We start from the raw sequence: 16,676 nt of genomic DNA, 5'->3' as shown, positions 1-16,676 counted from the left end.
GCCCGCCGAGTGCAACCTGGGAAAACCATGCGCGCCGAACCGCTTGCGCTGAAAGCCGACATCGAGCAGTCCATCGGACTGCTGAGGAGGCATCTTTGACGTCGACGCCTCGCAACGGCGCCTCGCCGAACTGAACGTCCGGGCGGAAGATCCGGAACTCTGGAACGATCCCGAAGCCGCGCAAAAATTGATGCGCGAGCGCACCCAGCTCGAAGAGCAGATGGGAGCGCTCTCAAGCCTCGAGCGTGAGCTCGAAGACGCGCTGACGCTTGTCGAGCTTGGCGAGTCCGAGGGCGACGCGGAGACCGAAAAAGAGGGCGTCGAGGCGCTGAAAACCATCCTCAAGATGGTGCGCGCCCGCCAGACCGAGGCGCTGTTTTCCGGCGAGGCCGACGCCAATGACACCTTCATCGAGGTTCATTCCGGCGCCGGGGGCACCGAGAGCCAGGACTGGGCGCGCATGCTGTTTCGCATGTACGCCCGCTGGGGCGAGCGGCACAAATTCAAGGTCGAGGTGATCGAGGAGACGCCGGGCGAAGAGGCGGGCATCAAGTCGGGCACGCTGCTCGTCAAGGGCCATAACGCCCATGGCTGGGCGAAGACCGAGTCCGGCGTGCATCGCCTGGTGCGGATTTCGCCGTTCGACTCCAACGCCCGCCGCCATACCAGCTTCGCCTCGGTGTGGGTCTATCCGGTGGTCGACGACCGGATCGAGGTGAACGTCAATGAATCCGATTGTCGTATAGATACATATAGATCGTCAGGCGCCGGCGGCCAGCACGTCAATACGACCGACTCGGCGATCCGCATCACCCATATTCCGACCGGCATCGTCGTCGCCTGTCAGGCAGAGCGCTCGCAGCACAAGAACCGCGCCACCGCCTGGAACATGCTGCGCGCAAGGCTCTATGAACGCGAACTCGAGATGCGCGAGGCCGAAGCCAATAAGGTGGCGGCCTCAAAGACCGAGATCGGGTGGGGCCATCAGATCCGCAGCTATGTGCTGCAGCCCTATCAGCTGGTGAAGGATCTGCGCTCCGGCTTCACGTCGGGGACGCCTTCCGACGTTCTCGACGGCGAGCTCGACGACTTCATGCAAGCCTCTCTCGCCCAGCGAATATACGGCGGTCCAGAGAGCGTCGAGGACGTCGAGTAGCTGATAGCTGCGCTCACGCCCATTTCTCGACCGTAAGGCCGGGGATATCATCGAAATCCTCAGTGTTCGCCGCGATCAGCGTGAGGCGGAGATCAAGCGCCTGCGCGGCGATCATTCGATCCAGCGTGCGGCGGCGCTTCGGGTCTACTTTGCGGAGCAGCGCCTCATAGGCGTCGGCGGCGCCGCGGTCGAAGGGCAGCACGTCCAGATTTTCGGCGAGCAGCGCGATATTTTCCGCGAGCCGCCCGTTATGTTCGGCGGCGGCTGCGGCGGCGCGCGTTTCGGCGAGACTGATCGCCGAGACCGCCACGTCGCCGATCTCGAGCGCAGAGAGCCGATCGAGCACGCCGGGAAGGCCGAGCGCAGCGGCGATGACGATATTGGTGTCGAGGAGGTAGCGCGCCATGCGCTAGCGGGCGTCGAACAGCCGCTTGGGCGGCTTGAACTCGGGGCGCCCGATCGGTGCCGGCGGCGGCGCGGCCTTGAGCCGCGCGACGAGTTCGGCCATATCGAGCCGCGCCGGCGTCACCACGAGACTTCCGCCTTGCCGCCGCACGACGACTTCGGCGCCTTCATCAAAGGCGATTCCGCGCGGCAGCCTCACCGCGAGGCTGTTGCCCGATTTGAAAATGCGCGTGGAGCTCATGTCATCAGTCTGCCAAGGCGGCCGCATTCTGTCAATCTTTGTATATACTTTTAGGACCGGCCTCGAAAGCCGGACAGTCCCGTCTCACCGTTGAGAAGGGGCGAGGCCGAAAGCCAGCCATTTGACCCGCCCGCCAGGGCCCAATCGCGCGCCTGGAGGCGCAGCGCGTGGCGATCGATTTCGAGCACACGCAAACGCATACATCCTCTTTGCGCATGGCCGAGGAAATTTAGTTGCATGCGTGCAGACAGCTCGCGCTTGATCCCTCGGGCGAGCGCGTGCTATCTGCGACACGCCACGCATGAGCCGCGGAGAGGTGGCTGAGTGGTTGAAAGCACCGCACTCGAAATGCGGCATACGGGCAACCGTATCGGGGGTTCAAATCCCTCCCTCTCCGCCATTCACACCGATAATAGTTGAAAATTCAGACTAACCGGCGCAGCTGAAGATAGCCGGCATAATCGACGTCCCGATTGGTTTTCGAATTGCGGCGGTTGTCAGTCTAGCTTCAGGCCTGTGCTCGGCCCCAACGAGATGTCCCTCCACACCACGCCCAGGCGTGGTGTCAATCAATAGCGCGCAGCCGACTCACATGGATATCTGTCTTGGCGGCGCCTTGTACATATACCCCTATCAGCCGCACACGTCGCTCAACTGGCTATTGTTGATCCGACGGGCAATCCATGCGGAGCCCTTTTTTCTGTTCCTTTCAATCAAGGCGGACGCGCGGCGGAGATCGGACTTCGAGAGCGAAATATTGCACGCTCTTGCGATTTGACGGTTGATTTCTGCTTTACGCGCAGCTGGAGTCCGCCGCGAAAGAACTGCGTCTACGGCGGAAATAGTCGCCGGCTTTCCGATCGCAGGCGACGACATCGCGGCGAACGCGCAGCATGTGAAGACGACAATCTTTCTCATTCGATATTCCTCGTTACAGGCGCTTTTTTGCAAGTTGCTCCCGGAACAGACTGAAAGACCGCTCTCGTAGCTGACGCCCGTGATCGAGATTCGCTGCAGCCGTGAAACAGGCGTTGATCCAGACGCGCTTGGGGGGGAGTCCAATATGTTGGATGTTCGCCTTGGATAGCAAGCGAAGAAGAGTGCCGAGACTTAGAACTAACCTCCACTCGACCTGACAGCTAAGAAACTGTAGCTTCGCTCGACTGCTCTTGCCGGGCATCTGAAATGACTCGAATCGATGGCGGCGAGTTTGAAGCACTAAGGGCGCTGCTGCTGGCGCTGGACGATGTCCAGCGCTCGCCGCCAGAGCCGATCTTCGTCGCCGTCGGCGAACTCGCGCAGATCCTGCACAGGTCGCGGCCAGAGATCATCGCCGCGCTCGATTCGCTCGCCGACTTGAATTTCATCGAAGGTCCCGGCGTCTATCGTGAGCGCGACTGGTTGTTTCGCCGCCTGACGCGACGCGGCGCGGCCCTGGCCGATTTGATCCGCGACCCCGACGACTGGCGCAGAGCGCTCGACGCCTATGCGCCCTTCTTTGCGCGTTGACCCCATTGCGCGCGAAGGCGGCGCCACCAGGCTGCGGCTTCGCGGCGCCGCGCCTTGAAGAGCTGCGCAAGCTCTATGCGCCGCAGATTGAAGCGGTCGTTCGGCGCAAGCGCCATGTAGCGCTCGGCGATTTCGGTGATGACGATATCGGGCTTCACGCGCTTGACGAGCCGCCAATCGACATTGGCTGACCAGACAAAGACAAGTTCGCGCGCCGTTTCGGCGAGCTGCGCCGTCAGACGGTCAGGCCCGACGCCGGCGAAAGAATCGCCAAACAGCAAAATCCGCACGTTATTGGGCGCCGCCTCGTTCCTGTAGATCGCATGCGCGCCGACATGGATGTCGCCGCCGTGAACAGGATCTTCGAGGATGCGCACGACGGCATTGGCGTAAACGCGTTGCGCGCCGGCGATCCAATTGATTTCACGAATCTGCTCCCAGCGCGGAGGATCGAATTTGCCGCCGAGATCCATGATTTTATGAATCGTGTTGCAGGGCCGGTTCACAAGGTCCGCATTCGGCGTCAGCTGCAGCGCGTCGCATAAGAGTTGATAGGCGAGCAGGCTGCCGTCCGGCGTCCAATGCGTGTCGCTGCGCCAGTAGAGTTCAATCTCGTCGCGCCGCTCGCGCATGGGCCAAACGAGATCGACCCATCCGGCTGCGCGCGCGCCGCCTTCGAAGAGCTGTTGCAGGCGGATCGCTGGCGCGAGATCGACATCGACGAGCGGCGTCGCTTGTTTGTGCCCGTAGATCGTCAGCTTTTCCGGCGCGACGAGATGGGCGTAGGCGACGCCGAGCGCCTGGCAACGTTGCTTCCGCTCTCTGATGGCGTCTCGCCACCGGCGCAGGTTGACGTCCGGCAGATGGCCGCCGTCGCGCTCATAGAGCGTCGTGACGAAATTCGTTCCGCCCGTGAGGAACAGCCAGCCGTCGTGACCTTCATGAACGATGAGTTCGGTCACGGTGCGGCCGTCGTGGTGGGGCTCGCCGTGGAGTCCGGCGCGGGCTTGCGCGCGTAAAGGATGGTCGCGGCGGCGAGTTCGAACAGCTTCTCGCGGGACAATTCCCGCGCCCACGGCTTTTCGAGCAGCGGTCCGGGATAGGCGATCAGATCTTCAACGCGCGTGCGCAAGAATTGTTTGCGCGCGCGGGGCGAAAGACCTTGCGACCAGGAGCGCAGCTGCCAGGCGATCGCCCAGATCGGGTGCGTCGGATTGGTGACCTCCTGCCGTTCAATGGTCAAATGCCCCTCGAAAAGCGTACGCAGTCCTTCATGCGTCATATTGAAATAGTGATGCGGATAGCCATGCAGAGGCTGCAGAAACGGCACGCAGCACTTCAGCCATCCGCCCGGCTTGAGCACGCGCGCGATTTCGGCGGCGCAGCGAAACGGATCCTTCACATGCTCCAAAACCGCGATCGAGATGACGCCGTCGAAGGCGTCATTCTTAAAGGGCAGTCGATGCGCAAGGCCGACCACATCGGTCGTTGCATAATCCATCATTTCGAAGTTGACGACATTGCTATAATACACCGGACGGTAGCCCGCGCCGACGTCGAGGATCAAGCCGTCGGCGTGGCGCTCGATCAGTTCGACTGTTTCATCGTCATAGCCGTTTTCGCTGATCGGCATATCCTCGGTGGCGTCTTGCCCCTGACGCGAGGGTTCATCCGAAAACACGAATTTGCCCGAACCCGATAGCGGCGTTTCGGGCTCGAGCAGTAGCGGTCGCACCGCGCTGAGCTTTCGTGCGCGAATGGCAGGGATGTCGCTCATGCGCTGCTGGCGTCTTGCCTGGGCGCGACCAAGCTGATCGAAATGCGCGCGGCCCGAGACAAACTGACCAAGCTCGACCGACTTTCGCACGTCCGGGTTCGCCGCCAGATAGCGCTCCTCGTCGAAATTCTCCGGCGTCGCGGGCTCGTCATCAGCGACCTTCTGCCGGCGGCCCTCAATATGGCCGAATTTTTTGAAATGCCTCCAGCCCGAGCCGATTTTGCCGAGGCGAACGGCCTCGGCGACGTCGGGGTTGACGGCGAGATAGGCCTTTTCGTCGAAGGTTTGCGGCGTCGGCGTCTCTTGCAGCGCCGCCGACTGAAAGGGATTATTCATGCTGACGGCGAAATGCTATTCAATAGCCACCCCCCTCGGATGGTTAGCACAAACGGCAGTACAGGAAAACACGCGATCTGCTTTTCAATCGACAAAGCTCCGTGGCGAAGTAGGGGCGATGATTTGATCAAAAAAGTTTCGGATATCGACATGCAATCTGGTCAGGGTGAGATCGCCAACGCGGGCGAAGCGCCAATCGCGGTCGAGGCGTTCTATCGCTACGGCTACAAAGGTCGTTCGATGCTTGCTATTCGCGCCCCCTTTGCGATGGGCGCGGACGGCGCGGAAATCATCGGGCGCGCCATCGCAGCAGGCGCGCGCCGATATGTCGTCGTCTCGATAGCGCGCCAGATCTCCGGGCCGATTCATCCAGGCGAACCTCTTGGCGTCGAGCTGCGCGCCAGCGACGCAAGTGAAACGTCTTCGGGCTGAAGAATGAGCAAGATTCTGGGACTTGGCCACAGTCACATCGTGGCGATCGCCAAAGGATGTTACGAGCTGCAGCACGAAGCATTTCGATTTGGCGGCGCGCCGCTCGCTTCGCGATTCCTCTATCTCTACGATCCCGAGATCACGCCGATCTTGGCCCAGGAGGGCGACGCTTCGCGCCTCAATCTTCGTCTTCGCCAAATCCTCGATGAGGAGCGGCCGGCTGGCGTCGTGTTGTCGGTCGGCGGCAACGAGCATATCGCTCTTTCGGTGACGCAGCCCAAAGAGCGCTTCGACTTTATCCTCGGCGCGGAGCCCGAACTCGATCTTGAACCTGGCGCCGTCGTGCTGCCCGAAGCCGCCATTCGCGAAACGTTGCGGGAAAAAATGGCGCCGACCCTTGCGACCATCGAAGCGATCCGAGACGAGACGACGGCGCCGATGGTTTGCCTCGAGCCGCCGCCGCCTCTTCCCAATTCGCGCATCATCGAATGTCCGCAGGAGTTTTTTCGTAAAGCATTCGATCCGCGAAAACTGTCGGGCGAAATCTTTCGCTATAAGATGTGGCGTACGCAGTCTGTGCTCTATCGCGAAGTCTGCGCGCGAGCAGATATTCTCTTTGCAGCCGTTCCGGCGGAGTTCATTGCGCCGTCGGGCGTGTTGGCGGAGGTTGTTTGGGGCGCCGACGCCTCTCACGCGAATGCGCTCTTTGGTCGACGGATGATCCAAAGGGCCGCAGAGCTGATCGAGTCGCGGCTGAGTGATGGACGCCAATGACGACGCATCCCTATTCGAAACGTCCCGACTACGCCCTGTGGCGCCGCGCGGTCGCCGATGTCGCCCCCGGCGAACTCGATCCCGTCGTGGAGGCGCCTTTCCGGCTCGGCCTTCGCGAAAAAATCGCGACTGCCGGGAGCTGCTTCGCGCAGCACATCGGCCGTTATTTGAAGTCGAGCGGCTGCAATTATCTCATTACCGAGTCGCCGCATTGTTTCATCGGTCAGCAGGCTGCCGACGCCCTTAATTACGGACTCTATACGGCGCGCTACGGCAATATCTACACGAGCCGGCAGCTGCTGCAGCTCTTCGATCGGGCCTATGGGCGGTTCACGCCAAAGGAGAACTACTGGCCGGAAGGCGCCGCGCATGTGATCGATCCGTTTCGGCCGCAAATCCAGCCGGGCGGATTCAACTCGATCCGCGAACTCGACTATGATCGGGAACGTCATTTCGAAGCGGTGCGCAAGGCGTTCGAGACTCTCGACGTCTTCGTGTTCACATTGGGGCTGACGGAGCTCTGGCGTTCGCGCGAAGATGGCGCAGCCTTTCCGCTCTGCCCAGGCGTCGCCGGCGGCGATTACTCTCCCGCGCGCCACGAATTCGTTAACCTTGGCGTCGACGACGTCGTCGCCGACATGGCCGCCTTCATCGCGCGTCTGCGCGCGGTCAATCCCGGCGCAAGAGTCATTTTGACCGTCTCGCCCGTGCCGCTCGTCGCCACCGCCGAGCAGCGTCATGTCCTGATGTCGACGATGTATTCGAAATCGGCGCTGCGCGTCGCGTGCGATATGCTTTCGCGCACGCTCGGTCAGGTCGCCTATTTTCCTTCTTATGAAATTGTCGCTGGCGGCTACGCGCCGACCGATTATTTCGCACCAGACAGGCGCAGCGTCACGCCGGAAGGCGTGGCGCATGTCATGCGCGTGTTTGAACGGCACTTCATCAAGCGTAACCCTGCCGGCGAAGCCTTGCGCGGCGCGCTGCGCGCGTTCGCCCCGGCGCGCACGGCCTCGGCCGAAGATCCTATCGCCGCCGCGATGCGCCTCATGTGCGACGAAGAGGCTCTCGCGCTGGAGCGAATCGAAGCATCGCCGAGCGACGCCGAGCAGGCCGAAGTTGAGGCGGCGCCGCAAAACGAGTCAGGAAAAGAATTTGCCCCGCAGGAACCGCTCGCCGATGAGCCCGAGCGTGAGGCTAATGCCGCCGACCCACAAAATCATGGACTTGTTGATTAGCTCGGCATCGTAGCTCGCATAGTAAGCGGAGCGCAGCCATTCCACGAGATGTAGCAGAGGATTATACACCATGTATTCCCGAATGCTTTCGGGCATCGCCGTCCGCGGCATATAGACCCCTGAAAACAGATAGAGGACGAGCATAGTGAGAATGAAGAACACCAAAAAGTAATTCCCCACGAGCGCGCACATGACGACGTTGAAAAAACCAAGCCCGATCCCCAGAAATACCGCGGCGCCAATTGCTTTCGAGGCCTCGGCGGTATCTGTGGGCAATATATCAATATCGAACAGGGTGACGACTGCCATAAACAGCGCGAGTACGATCACGGCGTTGAGCGTCTCAAGGATGCTGCGACTGAAGATGAGATGGAGCGGGGTTATGAGGGGGATATTCAGTAATTGTCGGTTCTGCGGAATCGCCATCGCGAGCAAGCGCGCCGGATAAAGGCACAGAATATATGGGACGATGCCAGTGCCAACAAATGTCGTTGGGCTATCGCCAACCGGCGCAATCCCAATTCTGAGTATGTAGGCGACCGTAACCGCGCCGATGTGCGTCAGGGGCCACGCGATCGCGATCAAATAACCGATATGGCTGTGCCCGTAGCGCGAGCGCATATCTTGAATTAGAACCGCGCCAATGATCCGGCGAAATTCCGCGATCTTCTTGACGACATTCATCCAGCGATCCCGAACGAGCGAGTCGAGAACTAGCTTCATTATTTTTGCTCTCACGTGCGCAGCGAAGGACAAAAGACAGAGGAGCTAGGCGGAATAAAGACGCCGACCTGAGCGACGCCTTGCGACGCGCTATACGCTCAGCATTCCATTTGCCTCGAGATAAGCGATAATCTGGTCAGCAATAGCTTCGGCGGAGCGCTCCGCCGAACTGAGCTTCAGTTCGGGAGATTCCGGAGTTTCATACGGCTGATCGACGCCGGTAAAATTTTTGATCTCGCCGGCGAGCGCGCGCTTATACAAGCCCTTGGGATCCCGCTCCTTGCACACATCGAGCGGCGCGTCGATGAAGATCTCGATGAATTCCTGTTCTCCGACGAGCGAGCGCACCATGCGCCGTTCAGCGCGGAAGGGGGAGATGAAGGCGCAAAGCACGATCAGGCCCGCGTCGACCATCAGTTTCGCGACTTCTCCCACCCGACGGATGTTTTCGACCCGGTCCGCTTCGGTAAAGCCGAGGTCCTTGTTGAGGCCGTGCCGCACATTGTCGCCGTCGAGCATCAGCGTATGGGCGTGACGTTCGACAAGCTTTGATTCGACGAGATTGGCGATCGTCGATTTTCCCGCGCCGGAAAGCCCGGTAAACCATAGGACAGCAGGCGTCTGATGTTTGAGACGCGCGCGCGTCGCCTTTGAGACGGATTGCTCCTGTAGATGAATGTTCGTCGCGCGGCGCAGAGGAAAGGCGATGATCCCTGCGGCGGCCGTCGCATTGCTGAAGCGGTCGATCAGGATGAACGCGCCTGTCGTGCGGTTTTCATCGTAGGAGTCGAACGCCACGGGCGCGGCGGCGGCGATGTTGCAAAAGCCGATCTCATTGAGGCTCAGCGTCTTGGCGGCGCTCTTTGCGCCAGTGTCGACATCGAGCTTGTGCTTGATCTCTGTTACGCTCGCGGCAAGAGACCGGCCGTTGATCTTCATCAGGTAGGAACGACCAGGCAGAAGGCTGTCGTCGCTCATCCAAATAAGATGCGCGGCGAATTGGTCGGCGACGTTCGGGCGGTTCGTCGGATGGCAGAGAACGTCGCCGCGAGACGCGTCGATTTCGTCGGCGAAGGTCACCATGACCGAGTCCGGCGCAGCGGCGCTGAACAGGTCTCCGCCCATGGCGACAATGCGCGCGATCTTGGTTTTCCGTCCGGAGGCCGCCGCCACGATTTCATCGCCGACCTGAATTCGGCCGGAAGCGATTGCGCCGGCGAAGCCGCGGAAGGCGTCGCTTCGGCGATTGACCCATTGCACCGGCAGCCGCAGCGGCGCATCGCCGCCATCCGTCTCGACGTCGGCGTTTTCGAGATAGGTCAAGAGACTGGGGCCGTCACGCCACGGCATATTCGCCGAGCCGGCGACGACATTTTCCCCATAGCGGGCGGAGATGGGAATTGCTTCGACGGAGCGAAAGGCGAGCGAGGCGGCGACGCTTTCAAATTCGCCAACGATTCTTTCGAACACGGCTTGATTGTAATCAACAAGATCCATTTTATTGACGGCGAGCACGATGTGCCGGACGCCAAGGAGAGAGGCGATCGTCGCATGTCGCCGCGTCTGCGTCAGCAGACCCTTCCGGGCGTCGACGAGCAGTATGGCTAACTCGGCGTTCGAGGCTCCCGTCGCCATGTTGCGCGTATATTGCTCATGACCAGGCGCGTCGGCCAAGATGAACGATCGCGCCGGGGTGGAGAAATAGCGGTAAGCGACATCGATCGTGATGCCTTGCTCGCGTTCGGCCTCAAGTCCGTCGACAAGCAAGGCGAAATCGATCTCCTCGCCCAAAGTGCCGTGCCGCAGCGAGTCGCTGCGCAGAGCGGCAAGTTGATCGTCGAAGATCAGCTGACGTTCATAGAGCAGACGCCCGACGAGCGTCGACTTGCCGTCGTCGACCGATCCGCAGGTCAACACCCGCAATGTGGGCCGCGGCCGGCTGGGCTGGGCTTTTGCGAGGATTTCCGCATCGGCGATAAAGGGGGCGGTCATCAGAAATAGCCCTCGCGCTTCTTTCGCTCCATGGACGCAGACTCATCGAAATCGATCAGCCTGCCCTGACGTTCAGAGGTCGAGGCCTGTCGCATTTCCGCGATGATCGCCTCCAGCGTATCCGCCTCGGATTCGATCGCTCCCGTCAGCGGGTAGCAACCCAGCGTTCGAAAGCGCACGCGCCGCGATTCGACCACTTCATCTGGCGCCAGTGGAAACCTTTCATCGTCGACCATGATGTAAGCGCCGTTGCGTCGAACGACTGGCCGTTCCTTTGCGAGATAAAGAGGCACGACCGGGATGTTTTCCGCAGCGATGTAGTCCCAGACGTCGGTCTCGGTCCAATTCGACAGCGGAAAGATCCGCATGGTCTCGCCGGCTCCCAAACGAGTGTTGAAAATCCGCCAAAGTTCGGGGCGCTGAGTCTTGGGGTCCCAACCGTGGGAAGCAGTTCGATGCGAGAAGATGCGCTCCTTCGCACGACTTTTCTCCTCGTCGCGACGCGCGCCGCCGAAAGCCGCGTCGAATCCGCCTTCGTTCAGCGCCTGTCTGAGCGCCTCGGTTTTCATTGCTTGCGTGTATGCGGATGAGGAGCATGTGAAAGGCGAGACGCCGCGCTTTCGCCCGTCTTCATTCGTATGAACGATCAATTCCATTTCGAGGTGCGCCGCGGTTTGGTCGCGGAACGTAATCATTTCGCGAAATTTCCACGTGGTGTCGACATGCAACAACGGGAATGGCGGCTTGGCCGGATAGAAGGCTTTGAGCGCGAGATGCAACATCACGCTCGAATCCTTGCCGATCGAATAGAGCATCACCGGACGCCGGAACTCGGCCACCGCTTCTCGTAAAATGAAAACCGCCTCGGCTTCGAGCCGGCGAAGATGGGGCGTGAGGGACATTCTTCCTCAAAAATAAAGAAATGATCTCATAGTGTTAGTCGTCAAAGGAGTCAAAAATATGGTATATCTAGGATAAGGCTCGCTTGAGCCGCCGGCGACGCGCAGCGCATCGCCGCGCCCCTACCACGTTGATGCGACAGTCCCGGCCTATCGTCGTGAATCGATCATGCGCAAACCTTCGCCTGGATGCTGCTTGATCTTCTCGACAAATGGCGCGTGGATCGCTCGAGAAGCTTTCTGATCGGCGATAAGGAGAGCGACATCGCAGCGGCCGACACAGTCAGCATGCCCGGCTACCTCTATAGGGCGTCGACCTCAGCGAATTTCTACGAGAGATCCCTCTCTTTCCGACGGCCGCCTGAGCGCGCCCGCCGCGCATCTTTGGCGGATCAGTTGGTCAGCGCCGGACGTTCGCGATAGAGCGTCGGAAAAAGACGCTTGAGATCGTCGATCTTCGGCAGGTCATTGTAGACGATGTAAGGCTGCGCAGGATGGCGGACGAGATAATCTTGATGATAGGGCTCCGCCGGGTAGAACGCCCTGAGCGGTTCGAGCGTCGTGACGATCGGCGCCGAGAAGGCCTTCGATTCAGACAGCTGCGCAATATAATTGCGCGCAGCCTTTTCCTGGTCGGCGTTCGCCACGAAAATCGTCGAACGATATTGCGCGCCTGCGTCAGGACCCTGGCGGTTAAGCTGCGTCGGATCATGCGCGACGGAAAAATAGACGCGCAGCAGTTCTCCAAGACTCACGATCTTCGGATCGTAAGTGACTTCGACTGACTCCGCGTGGCCGGAGTCGCCCCGCGAAACTTTTTCGTAGCGCGCCGTCTCCTTGGCGCCGCCGGCGTAGCCGGATACGGCGCGCGAGACGCCCTTGACGCGCTGAAACACGCCTTGCATGCCCCAAAAGCAGCCGCCGGCGACGACAAGCTTCTGTTCCTGGCTGCTCGTGGCCGGCGGATCGTAAGTGGGCGCAGGCAGAACAATTGCGCGCTCAGCGGCTTCCCCGCGCAAGGAAGCGAAAATGATCAGCGCGGCGACGAGAACAGCGGCGGTGAATCTCATGGCGATCTCTCCTACGCTTGTCCGCGCCCGATGAAACGCAGCGCGACGCCGTTCATGCAGTAGCGCAGCCCCGTCGGCTTGGGTCCGTCGGTGAAGACATGGCCGAGATGCGCATCGCAACGCTTGCAGGAAACGGCGACGCGCCTCATGCCGAACGACATGTCGGCGCTTTCCATAACATTGGCCTTGGAAATCGGCGCAAAGAAGCTCGGCCAGCCAGTGCCCGACTCATACTTTGTTTTTGAGTCGAACAGCGCCGTATCGCAGCAGACGCAGCGATAGAGGCCGTCGGCGTGATTGTCCCAGTTGGGTCCAGTGAACGCGCGCTCCGTGCCGTCCTTGCGCGTGACCTCGAAGGCGAGCGGCGTTAGTTGCGCGCGCCATTGCGCATCGGTCTTGACGATTTTTTCGACGCGCGAAAGACCGAGGCTCCTGCCGTTCGGGTCGAATGTTTCGATCTCGACCATTTCGGCGGCGGCATGCGCCTTCCGAGTGAAGGCCAGAAAGACGGCGCTTGAGAGAAGGCTGCGACGGTTCAAGATCGGCTCCTGCGGTCTCGCTCTCCTATTCGCCCGCGAGCCGGAAAACGTTACGGCGCCGCAAAGAAATTTCTCTTTTACCGGCGTCCGAAGAGCTTTTCGATGTCGGCGAGCTTAAGCTCAATATAGGTAGGCCGGCCGTGATTGCATTGAGCGGCCCCGGGCGTCGTTTCCATCTCGCGCAGCAGCGCATTCATCTCGGGCGCCGAAAGCCGCCTGCCCGCCCTGACCGAATGATGGCAGGCGCAGGTCGCGAGCACGTGATCGAGCCGGCGCGAAAGTCCGCGCGCGTCGCCTTCCTCCGCCAAGATGTCGGCGATGTCCTCCACGAGACGCTTGCAGTCCACCTCGCCGAGCAGCGCCGGGGTCTCGCGCACCAGCATGGCGCCGGGGCCGAACCGCTCAAGCGCCAGACCGAATGCCGCAAGTTCGTCCAGCGCCGGCGCAAGCGCGTTCATGCGCGACTCATCGAGGTCGACAACGGCGGGGATCAGCAGCATCTGTCGCGCGACGCCGGCCTGCTCGCGCTGGCGTTTGAGCTTCTCGTAGACGATGCGTTCATGCGCTGCGTGCTGGTCGACGATGACGAGACCGTCCTGCGTCTGGGCGATGATGTAGGTTTCGTGCAGCTGCGCCCGCGCGGCGCCGAGCGGCGACTCGTGCTCCTGCGCCGGCGTATCATGCGCGCGCGAATCGGCCATCGGCGCGCCGGCTTCGAAAGCGGCCTGCGGCTGATCTTCGAAGCCGGCGGGCGCGTAAGGCGAGCGCGGCAGGCTCCAGTTCGCCGGCGCCGGCGCGCGATATTGGACGCCATCGCCACGCGTCAAAGCGTCGATCGCCGCGCGCGCGTTTGTATCGGCGCTGCGATGGCTCTTCGCGGCAAGCGCCTGCTTCAACGCGCCGACGACGAGGCCGCGCACGAGCCCCGGATCGGCGAAGCGCACTTCCGCCTTGGCCGGATGCACATTGACGTCGACGCTGCGTGGGTCGCAGTCGATGAAGAGCGCGGCGACGGGATGGCGGTCGGAACTCAAGAAATCGAGATAGGCGGCGCGAATGGCGCCGGCGAAGAGCTTGTCGCGCACCGGCCTCCCATTGACGTAGACATATTGCATCTGGGCGTTGCCGCGACTGTAGGTCGGCAGGCCGGCAAGGCCCGAAAGGCGCACGCCTTCGCGCTCGGCGTCGAGTTCAAAGGCGTTGGCGGCGAACTCTTCGCCAAGAATCTGGAAAATGCGCCGCGCCTGATCGTCGCCGCAGGCGGCATAATCGAAGAGCGCGCCGCTGTCGGCGGAAAGCGAGAACCGCGCCTGCGGATGGGCCATGGCGAGTCGCTTGACGACATCGACGATCGCCGCGGTCTCGGTGCGCTCGGTCTTCAAGAATTTAAGACGCGCAGGCGTCGCGGCGAACAGCGCGCGCGCTTCGATCTTGGTCCCGCGCGGCCAATTCGAGGCGGAGAGTCCGCGCTTCTCGCCGGCGTCGACCCGGATCGAAAAGCCGTGCGGGGCGCCCATCGCCCGCGTGTCGATCGTCAGGTCCGCGACCGCGGCGATCGAGGGCAGCGCCTCGCCGCGAAAGCCGAGCGTGGCGATATTGGTCAGATCGCCATCGGGGATCTTGGACGTCGCATGGCGCTCGACGGCGAGCGCCAGGTCGCGCTCGTCCATGCCGCTTCCGTCGTCGATGACGCGGATGAGTCCCTTGCCGCCGTGTTCGACCGCGACGTCGATGCGCGTCGCGCCGGCGTCGAGCGCATTCTCGACGAGCTCCTTGACGGCGGACGCCGGCCGCTCGACCACTTCGCCGGCGGCGATGCGATCGACGAGGATGGGATCGAGACGGCGAATAGACATGGGTGAATCGGCTCAGTAGGCCAGGGTTCTGTGGATTATAGCGGCTTTGGCGGAACAATCGCTATGAGGGACGCTGCGAGGTGCGAGGCGCCTCTGGGAGCGAAGCCGAAAGCCGAAGCCGCCGCGCTGGCGCCGGATTGGGTTCACCGCAGCCCGTCTGCGCGGAATTGTTTTAGCTTAACCCGAAGCTTCTTTTCGACCCTGCCGACGATATCAGCCGCATCGACGACCAGTGCTCCAAATGCTTCATTTTATTTCTGTCTAATGGAATATCTGTTGTATCAGACGTTAGCTTGATTTTATTAATCAGATCACGAATTTTTTCCTTATATTATTGGCAAGCTTGACGCTTGACCCTCTAACGGGGGGAGAAGGTAGCAATGTTCAAAGCCTACGGCCTTTACTCCCACATTCGCGCCAACGAACTGCGCTCGGCCTTTCTGCTCGCGGGCTTCGTCGTTCTGCTTCTTGCGCTGATGTTCTCCTTCGCGCTGCTGATCGAGGCGATGAGCGCGAGGCCCGGCGCGCCTTTCGATTACATCCTGGCGCTCGCCGTCGATGATCTGAAACGCGGCTGGCCGATCGGCGTCGTCGCGGCGGGCGTCTGGTTCGTCATCGCCTATCTCTTCCATCAGAAGATGATCGACTTCGCCACCGGGGCCGCGAACCTGTCGCGCGCCGAATCGCCGCGCGTCTACAATCTGCTCGAAAATCTCTGCATCTCCCGCGGCGTCCCGATTCCCGCCCTGCAGCTCATCGAGAGCGACGCGCTCAATGCCTACGCATCCGGGCTCAAAGAGGGACAGTACAAGATCGCGGTGACCCGCGGTCTGACGCGGTATTTGACCGACGCCGAGCTCGAGGCGGTCCTCGCGCATGAATTGACCCATATTCGCAACCGTGACGTTCAGCTTCTCGTTGTCGCCGTGATTTTCGCCGGCATTTTCGCCTTCGTCGCCGATCTGACGATCCGCCGCTGGGATTTTCCTTTCGGCTTCTCGCCGCATCGCCCCGAAAGCGACAATGGCCGAAGAGGCAATGGCGGCGCGGCGCTCGCCATTCTCATCGCCCTGTTCATCATCGCGCTGAGCTGGGGCGCCTCCGTGCTGATCCGCTTCGCGCTGTCACGCTCGCGCGAATTCCTCGCCGACGCCGGCAGCGTCGAACTGACGAAGAACCCAGACGCGATGATCTCGGCGCTGCGCAAGATCGAAGCGCATGCGGCGATTCCGAACATGCCCTCGCGCATGCAGTATTTCTTCATCGAATCGCCAGCGCTGCATCCGGAGTTCGGCTGGCTTGCGACCCATCCGAGCGTCGACGCGCGCGTTGCGGCCCTCGTCGAATTCGGCGGCGGCCGGGACGTGTCGGTCGCCGCGTTAGGAGAAGAACGCGAGGCGATCGATGCGCCGCGCGAGGACGAGGCCGCCTTCCTGCCCAAGGACGGACGCCATCCGCTCTGGCCGCGTGGTCCGTGGGGCAGCGCCAGGCGCTGATCAGCGCGCGCCTCGACGATCGAAGCTTCATGAGCGCCGTCTCTTCGGCGACGCCGATCTTCGATCGTCAGCCATGAGACTGTGCTTCGTAATTACAATAAATACAAAGTAAGACTATATATAATTACACACATTCCAATATATATTTATTTTATGATCAATAGATTTCCGCTATACACGGGTCATCAGCAGCGTGTGCTTACTTAGAGCGGCTCTTTGGGCTTTTCTTGGCT

General features: G+C 61.2%; 16 protein-coding genes and 1 tRNA gene. 7 read left to right on the top strand and 10 right to left on the bottom strand.

What is annotated here, in order from left to right:
* The first annotated feature begins 27 nt into the window (after window positions 1-27).
* A protein-coding gene (gene prfB, locus IYX23_RS17435) for a peptide chain release factor 2 (protein ID WP_196394230.1) occupies window positions 28-1,156 on the top strand; the annotation gives its coding sequence in 2 pieces (ribosomal slippage) (window positions 28-96 and window positions 98-1,156; 1,128 coding nt in all).
* 13 nt (window positions 1,157-1,169) lie between these two features.
* Here the strand turns inward: prfB and IYX23_RS17430 are convergent.
* Both IYX23_RS17430 and IYX23_RS17425 read right to left on the bottom strand, forming a co-directional pair.
* Window positions 1,170-1,562, bottom strand: a complete 393-nt coding sequence (locus tag IYX23_RS17430; protein ID WP_196394229.1) for a PIN domain-containing protein — start codon at window positions 1,560-1,562, stop codon at window positions 1,170-1,172.
* A 3-nt stretch (window positions 1,563-1,565) separates the two neighbouring features.
* Window positions 1,566-1,802, bottom strand: a complete 237-nt coding sequence (locus IYX23_RS17425; protein WP_196394228.1) for an AbrB/MazE/SpoVT family DNA-binding domain-containing protein — start codon at window positions 1,800-1,802, stop codon at window positions 1,566-1,568.
* Window positions 1,803-2,112: 310 nt separating this feature from the next.
* Between IYX23_RS17425 and IYX23_RS17420 the strand changes: the two genes are divergently transcribed.
* Together IYX23_RS17420 and IYX23_RS17415 are read left to right on the top strand one after the other, a co-directional pair.
* A tRNA-Ser gene (locus IYX23_RS17420) sits at window positions 2,113-2,202 on the top strand.
* 785 nt (window positions 2,203-2,987) lie between these two features.
* Window positions 2,988-3,311, top strand: coding sequence for a hypothetical protein (locus tag IYX23_RS17415; RefSeq protein ID WP_196394227.1), 324 nt, complete (start codon window positions 2,988-2,990; stop codon window positions 3,309-3,311).
* Here IYX23_RS17415 and IYX23_RS17410 read toward each other — a convergent pair.
* Window positions 3,287-4,273, bottom strand: a complete 987-nt coding sequence (locus tag IYX23_RS17410) for a hypothetical protein (protein ID WP_196394226.1) — start codon at window positions 4,271-4,273, stop codon at window positions 3,287-3,289. The two genes, IYX23_RS17415 and IYX23_RS17410, sit on opposite strands and share 25 nt — an antisense overlap.
* On the bottom strand, window positions 4,270-5,424 hold the full coding sequence (locus tag IYX23_RS17405) for a class I SAM-dependent methyltransferase (RefSeq protein ID WP_196394225.1): 1,155 nt from the start codon (window positions 5,422-5,424) through the stop codon (window positions 4,270-4,272). The genes IYX23_RS17410 and IYX23_RS17405 overlap by 4 nt, the downstream gene beginning before the upstream one ends.
* Between IYX23_RS17405 and IYX23_RS20325 the strand changes: the two genes are divergently transcribed.
* Genes IYX23_RS20325 through IYX23_RS17390 form a run of 3 tightly spaced genes read left to right on the top strand, consistent with a single transcriptional unit; the run spans window position 5,392 to window position 7,868 of the window.
* Window positions 5,392-5,856, top strand: coding sequence for a hypothetical protein (locus IYX23_RS20325; RefSeq protein ID WP_246716918.1), 465 nt, complete (start codon window positions 5,392-5,394; stop codon window positions 5,854-5,856). The genes IYX23_RS17405 and IYX23_RS20325 overlap by 33 nt on opposite strands.
* 3 nt (window positions 5,857-5,859) lie before the next feature.
* Entirely contained in the window at window positions 5,860-6,630 is a 771-nt protein-coding gene (locus IYX23_RS17395; RefSeq protein ID WP_196394224.1) for a hypothetical protein, read from the top strand.
* On the top strand, window positions 6,627-7,868 hold the full coding sequence (locus tag IYX23_RS17390; protein ID WP_196394223.1) for a GSCFA domain-containing protein: 1,242 nt from the start codon (window positions 6,627-6,629) through the stop codon (window positions 7,866-7,868). Before IYX23_RS17395 ends, IYX23_RS17390 begins: the two co-directional genes overlap by 4 nt.
* On the opposite strand, the gene IYX23_RS17385 is transcribed toward IYX23_RS17390, so the two are convergent.
* The 6 genes from IYX23_RS17385 to mutL form a co-directional block, all read right to left on the bottom strand.
* Window positions 7,773-8,591: an ABC transporter permease gene (locus tag IYX23_RS17385; RefSeq protein ID WP_196394222.1), complete on the bottom strand. Its 819-nt coding sequence runs from the start codon at window positions 8,589-8,591 to the stop codon at window positions 7,773-7,775. The two genes, IYX23_RS17390 and IYX23_RS17385, sit on opposite strands and share 96 nt — an antisense overlap.
* A gap of 90 nt (window positions 8,592-8,681) precedes the next feature.
* Complete coding sequence (gene cysN / locus IYX23_RS17380; RefSeq protein ID WP_196394221.1) at window positions 8,682-10,583, bottom strand: sulfate adenylyltransferase subunit CysN; 1,902 nt, start codon at window positions 10,581-10,583, stop codon at window positions 8,682-8,684.
* Window positions 10,583-11,485, bottom strand: a complete 903-nt coding sequence (gene cysD / locus IYX23_RS17375; protein WP_196394220.1) for a sulfate adenylyltransferase subunit CysD — start codon at window positions 11,483-11,485, stop codon at window positions 10,583-10,585. The genes cysN and cysD overlap by 1 nt, the downstream gene beginning before the upstream one ends.
* Window positions 11,486-11,874: 389 nt before the next feature.
* Window positions 11,875-12,552, bottom strand: a complete 678-nt coding sequence (gene msrA / locus IYX23_RS17365; protein WP_196394218.1) for a peptide-methionine (S)-S-oxide reductase MsrA — start codon at window positions 12,550-12,552, stop codon at window positions 11,875-11,877.
* A gap of 11 nt (window positions 12,553-12,563) precedes the next feature.
* On the bottom strand, window positions 12,564-13,019 hold the full coding sequence (gene msrB / locus IYX23_RS17360) for a peptide-methionine (R)-S-oxide reductase MsrB (protein ID WP_196394333.1): 456 nt from the start codon (window positions 13,017-13,019) through the stop codon (window positions 12,564-12,566).
* A gap of 149 nt (window positions 13,020-13,168) precedes the next feature.
* Window positions 13,169-14,947, bottom strand: coding sequence for a DNA mismatch repair endonuclease MutL (gene mutL / locus IYX23_RS17355; RefSeq protein ID WP_196394217.1), 1,779 nt, complete (start codon window positions 14,945-14,947; stop codon window positions 13,169-13,171).
* A gap of 380 nt (window positions 14,948-15,327) precedes the next feature.
* Between mutL and IYX23_RS17350 the strand changes: the two genes are divergently transcribed.
* Window positions 15,328-16,443: a M48 family metallopeptidase gene (locus IYX23_RS17350; protein ID WP_196394216.1), complete on the top strand. Its 1,116-nt coding sequence runs from the start codon at window positions 15,328-15,330 to the stop codon at window positions 16,441-16,443.
* Window positions 16,444-16,676 lie beyond the last annotated feature (233 nt).

This window comes from Methylocystis sp. L43 (assembly GCF_015709525.1).
In the GTDB taxonomy this organism is placed as follows: domain Bacteria; phylum Pseudomonadota; class Alphaproteobacteria; order Rhizobiales; family Beijerinckiaceae; genus Methylocystis.
Note: the sequence above shows the minus strand (reverse complement) of the source record. Positions and strands in the feature narration are given on the sequence as shown.

What these genes read in the sequence shown, in the direction of transcription:
- IYX23_RS17385 (WP_196394222.1), bottom strand. Translation starts at nt 8,591, where the DNA reads ATGAAGCTAGTTCTCGACTCGCTCGTTCGGGATCGCTGGATGAATGTC.
- IYX23_RS17430 (WP_196394229.1), bottom strand. Translation starts at nt 1,562, where the DNA reads ATGGCGCGCTACCTCCTCGACACCAATATCGTCATCGCCGCTGCGCTC.
- IYX23_RS17415 (WP_196394227.1), top strand. Translation starts at nt 2,988, where the DNA reads ATGACTCGAATCGATGGCGGCGAGTTTGAAGCACTAAGGGCGCTGCTG.
- IYX23_RS17390 (WP_196394223.1), top strand. Translation starts at nt 6,627, where the DNA reads ATGACGACGCATCCCTATTCGAAACGTCCCGACTACGCCCTGTGGCGC.
- IYX23_RS17425 (WP_196394228.1), bottom strand. Translation starts at nt 1,802, where the DNA reads ATGAGCTCCACGCGCATTTTCAAATCGGGCAACAGCCTCGCGGTGAGG.
- msrB (WP_196394333.1), bottom strand. Translation starts at nt 13,019, where the DNA reads ATGGTCGAGATCGAAACATTCGACCCGAACGGCAGGAGCCTCGGTCTT.
- IYX23_RS17405 (WP_196394225.1), bottom strand. Translation starts at nt 5,424, where the DNA reads ATGAATAATCCCTTTCAGTCGGCGGCGCTGCAAGAGACGCCGACGCCG.
- msrA (WP_196394218.1), bottom strand. Translation starts at nt 12,552, where the DNA reads ATGAGATTCACCGCCGCTGTTCTCGTCGCCGCGCTGATCATTTTCGCT.
- cysD (WP_196394220.1), bottom strand. Translation starts at nt 11,485, where the DNA reads ATGTCCCTCACGCCCCATCTTCGCCGGCTCGAAGCCGAGGCGGTTTTC.
- mutL (WP_196394217.1), bottom strand. Translation starts at nt 14,947, where the DNA reads ATGTCTATTCGCCGTCTCGATCCCATCCTCGTCGATCGCATCGCCGCC.
- IYX23_RS17350 (WP_196394216.1), top strand. Translation starts at nt 15,328, where the DNA reads ATGTTCAAAGCCTACGGCCTTTACTCCCACATTCGCGCCAACGAACTG.
- IYX23_RS17395 (WP_196394224.1), top strand. Translation starts at nt 5,860, where the DNA reads ATGAGCAAGATTCTGGGACTTGGCCACAGTCACATCGTGGCGATCGCC.
- cysN (WP_196394221.1), bottom strand. Translation starts at nt 10,583, where the DNA reads ATGACCGCCCCCTTTATCGCCGATGCGGAAATCCTCGCAAAAGCCCAG.